Source organism: Mycobacterium sp., from assembly GCF_050701675.1.
GTDB lineage: Bacteria > Actinomycetota > Actinomycetes > Mycobacteriales > Mycobacteriaceae > Mycobacterium.
This window is the reverse complement of record NZ_JBOGDD010001271.1, coordinates 1-2,714: the sequence shown is the minus strand read 5'-3', so window position 1 is coordinate 2,714 and position 2,714 is coordinate 1. Positions and strand designations below refer to the sequence as shown.

Genomic DNA, 2,714 nt, shown 5'->3' with positions numbered 1-2,714 from the left:
CGGCCATTCTCAGGGGAAAGAAGCCGAAGCAAGAGCCAAGATCGACGAGCTCCTTGCCGATGACCAGTGAGGCCGCGTGCTCGTGCACCGGAGCGAAGGCCGCGGTACCGTGCTCCAGTCGTTGAATGGTATTGCGGTAGAACCGAAACCAGGCCGCGTCACCGCCGGATCCGTCGGCCAGGGCGGACTGCACGATCCCGGTGAACACTGCCTCGAACTCGGGCTGGCCGCGCAGCACGCCTGTGTCGTCGAGCTCTGCCGCCAGCAGTTCGGCCAGGTCGTCGCAGAGCTCGTCGGGCCGTAGATCGTGCGCCACGTTCAGAATCCCACCGCTGCGGCTGGTGCAGAAACGCTTGGTGCACAGCATGGTTCGATCGTCGTGTGGGATGTGTGGACCTGTGCGACGATGCACCCTGACGTGCGAATCGACCATTCACCAGACGCTATCGGCGTGAAGGGCATTGCGCGCGCGCCGATCGGGCCCGATGTGCGGCCCGGCCGGATGGGTAGGCAACTGCCCATTCGGACGGTGGGCGGGTGCTACGCCTTGCGTACCGAGAACGTCGCCCGGTAGTCCTCGAGTGAGGTCGACTCCTCGGGTGTCTGCGGGTACGGGTCCAGCGCCTGCAACCCAATCGCGTACTCACCCACCTGGGCCGTCTGAACGTTCTGGCCAGGGGCGGGTTTGGTGTTGAACTCCGCGGTCGTCGGATCGCGGCCCGCTCGCAGGACGAGCACGGCGATGCGCGCCCGGCCCGTCCAGAAGCACGCGACGAGCTTGGGACAGCGGGAATCCTCGAGTACCTCGGCGAAGCGCAACCGGAGGTCCTCGCCGCGTTTCACTGCCTCGTGCCCGCCGCCCACGGTGAACACCTGGTTCAGCTCGTACTCGAGGGGGTCGGCTTCGGCACGCTGACTGACCTGGCAGCCCGCCAGTGCCATCACCGTCAACGCCATCAGCAGCCGAAGCGCGTTCACGGTCGTTTCGGCTAGCCGGGCTTGTGCGCCGTCAGCAGGAAGGCGGGCATCTTCATCCGGCCCTCGGCGTCGTGGTCGTGCGGCGGCAGCTGGAACGGGGCGTTCACACCCGAGGGCATGTTCGCGTGGATGAACGCAGGACGGATCTCGTCGATCTCCCAGTACTTGCCGACCGCGTCCCGGAGCTCGGCTTCGTCGACCTCGTTGGGCTTCTGCTCCAGCTCGGCGGGGAACGCCCCCTTGGCGAACACCAGGATGTAATAGACCGCGCCCGGGGCCGCCGCCCGGAGCACCGACCGCTGGTAGCCGTCGCGGCCCTCGACGGGAAGCGAGTGGAACAGCGTGGAGTCGATGATGGTGTCGAAGCGTCCGTCGAAGCCGGTGAACGTGGTGATGTCGTCCTGTACGAAGGTGGCGTTCGGCAGATTGCGTTCCTGCGCAGCCTTCTTGGCCGCCGCGACGGCCGTCGGCGTCAGCTCGATGCCGACCACCGTGTAGCCCTTTGCGGCCAGTGCCAGCGACAACTCGGCATGTCCGGCGCCCGCGTCGAGCACCTCACCGCGTACCTTGCCCGCGGCGATCAGCGCGGCCAGCTCGGGCTGCGGTTCGCCGATGTTCCACGGCGGGGGCCCGTCGAATTCGCCCTCTTCGCGGTATGCGGCATCCCAATTGATCACGTCGGAGTTCGAAGAATCACTCATGATTTCACGCTACGCGGGTGCGTCCCAGGTGTGCACGGGCTCGTTGCTGTGCATTCGCTCGCAATAGAGACGCAGCATCTCGGCGAGCGCCTGCGGTCGCGCCAGCCCGCGCTCCTGCAGCGCCCGCACCGTGGTGACCTGCCACGCCGCACCGTTGCGGCCGTTCTTGGCCCTGCCCTCGATGACCCCGAGGAAGTGATCGCGGACGTCAGGCGCCACGCCCCGCTGGTCCAGCCCTTCGTAGGCCAGCGGTAGCAGCTCGCGCAGGACCAGCTCGTCGGGCGTCACCTCCCCGAGGCCGGGCCAGTACAGTCGCGCATCCATGCCACTGCGCGCTGCTGCCAGGAAGTTGCGTTCTGCCGCAGTGAAACTCAGCTTCGTCCACACCGGCCGGTCGTCTTCGGACAGGGCCCGGGTGGCGCCGTAGTAGAAGGCGGAGTTGGCGAGCATGTCCACCACCGTCGGGCCTGCGGGAAGGACCCTGTTCTCGACGCGCAGATGTGGACGACCGTCGACCACGTCGTAGACGGGCCGGTTCCAGCGGTAGACGGTGCCGTTGTGAAGTCGCAGCTCGGGGAGGTTCGGCGTGCGGCCCGCCGCCAGTTCGGCGGCCGGATCCTCGTCGGACAATTCGGGCAGCAACGACGGAAAGTAGCGGACGTTCTCCTCGAACAGGTCGAAGATCGAGGTGATCCAGCGCTCGCCGAACCACACCCTCGGTCGGACGCCTTGGGTCTTGAGCTCATCGGGTCGGGTATCGGTGGCTTGGGCGAACAATTCGATGCGGGTCTCGGCCCACAGTTCGTGGCCGAAGAAGTAGGGCGAATTGGCCCCGAGCGCAAGCTGCGGTCCCGCAAGCGCCTGCGCCGCGTTCCAGTTCTGCGCGAACTCGGCCGGCGAGACCTGCAGGTGCAATTGCATACTGGTGCAAGCTGATTCGGGAGCGATGGATGCCGACTGCAGGGTGAGCCGCTCCGGTCCGCTGATGTCGATCATGATGTCCTCGCCGCGGGCGGTGAAGATCGAGTCGTTGAG

The 2,714-nt window shown here is 66.8% G+C and carries 3 protein-coding genes and 1 pseudogene; all 4 read right to left on the bottom strand.

Annotation, left to right across the window (positions count from 1 at the left end; translation table 11 throughout):
* A pseudogene (locus ACRDUX_RS39330) lies at window positions 1-367 on the bottom strand (mycofactocin oligosaccharide methyltransferase MftM); the annotation flags it as partial.
* Between the two features lie 173 nt (window positions 368-540).
* The gene (locus tag ACRDUX_RS39325; RefSeq protein ID WP_526422719.1) at window positions 541-978 is read right to left on the bottom strand and encodes a hypothetical protein; all 438 of its coding nucleotides are present in this window, start codon (window positions 976-978) and stop codon (window positions 541-543) included.
* An 11-nt stretch (window positions 979-989) separates the two neighbouring features.
* On the bottom strand, window positions 990-1,679 hold the full coding sequence (locus tag ACRDUX_RS39320) for a class I SAM-dependent methyltransferase (RefSeq protein ID WP_526422717.1): 690 nt from the start codon (window positions 1,677-1,679) through the stop codon (window positions 990-992).
* A gap of 9 nt (window positions 1,680-1,688) precedes the next feature.
* Window positions 1,689-2,714, bottom strand: a 1,026-nt coding sequence (locus tag ACRDUX_RS39315) for a glutamate-cysteine ligase family protein (protein WP_526422715.1), incomplete at its 5' end; no start/stop codon positions are given.

Excerpts from the sequence above, each read along its gene's own strand:
- ACRDUX_RS39320 (WP_526422717.1), bottom strand. The coding sequence starts at position 1,679 with ATGAGTGATTCTTCGAACTCCGACGTGATCAATTGGGATGCCGCATAC.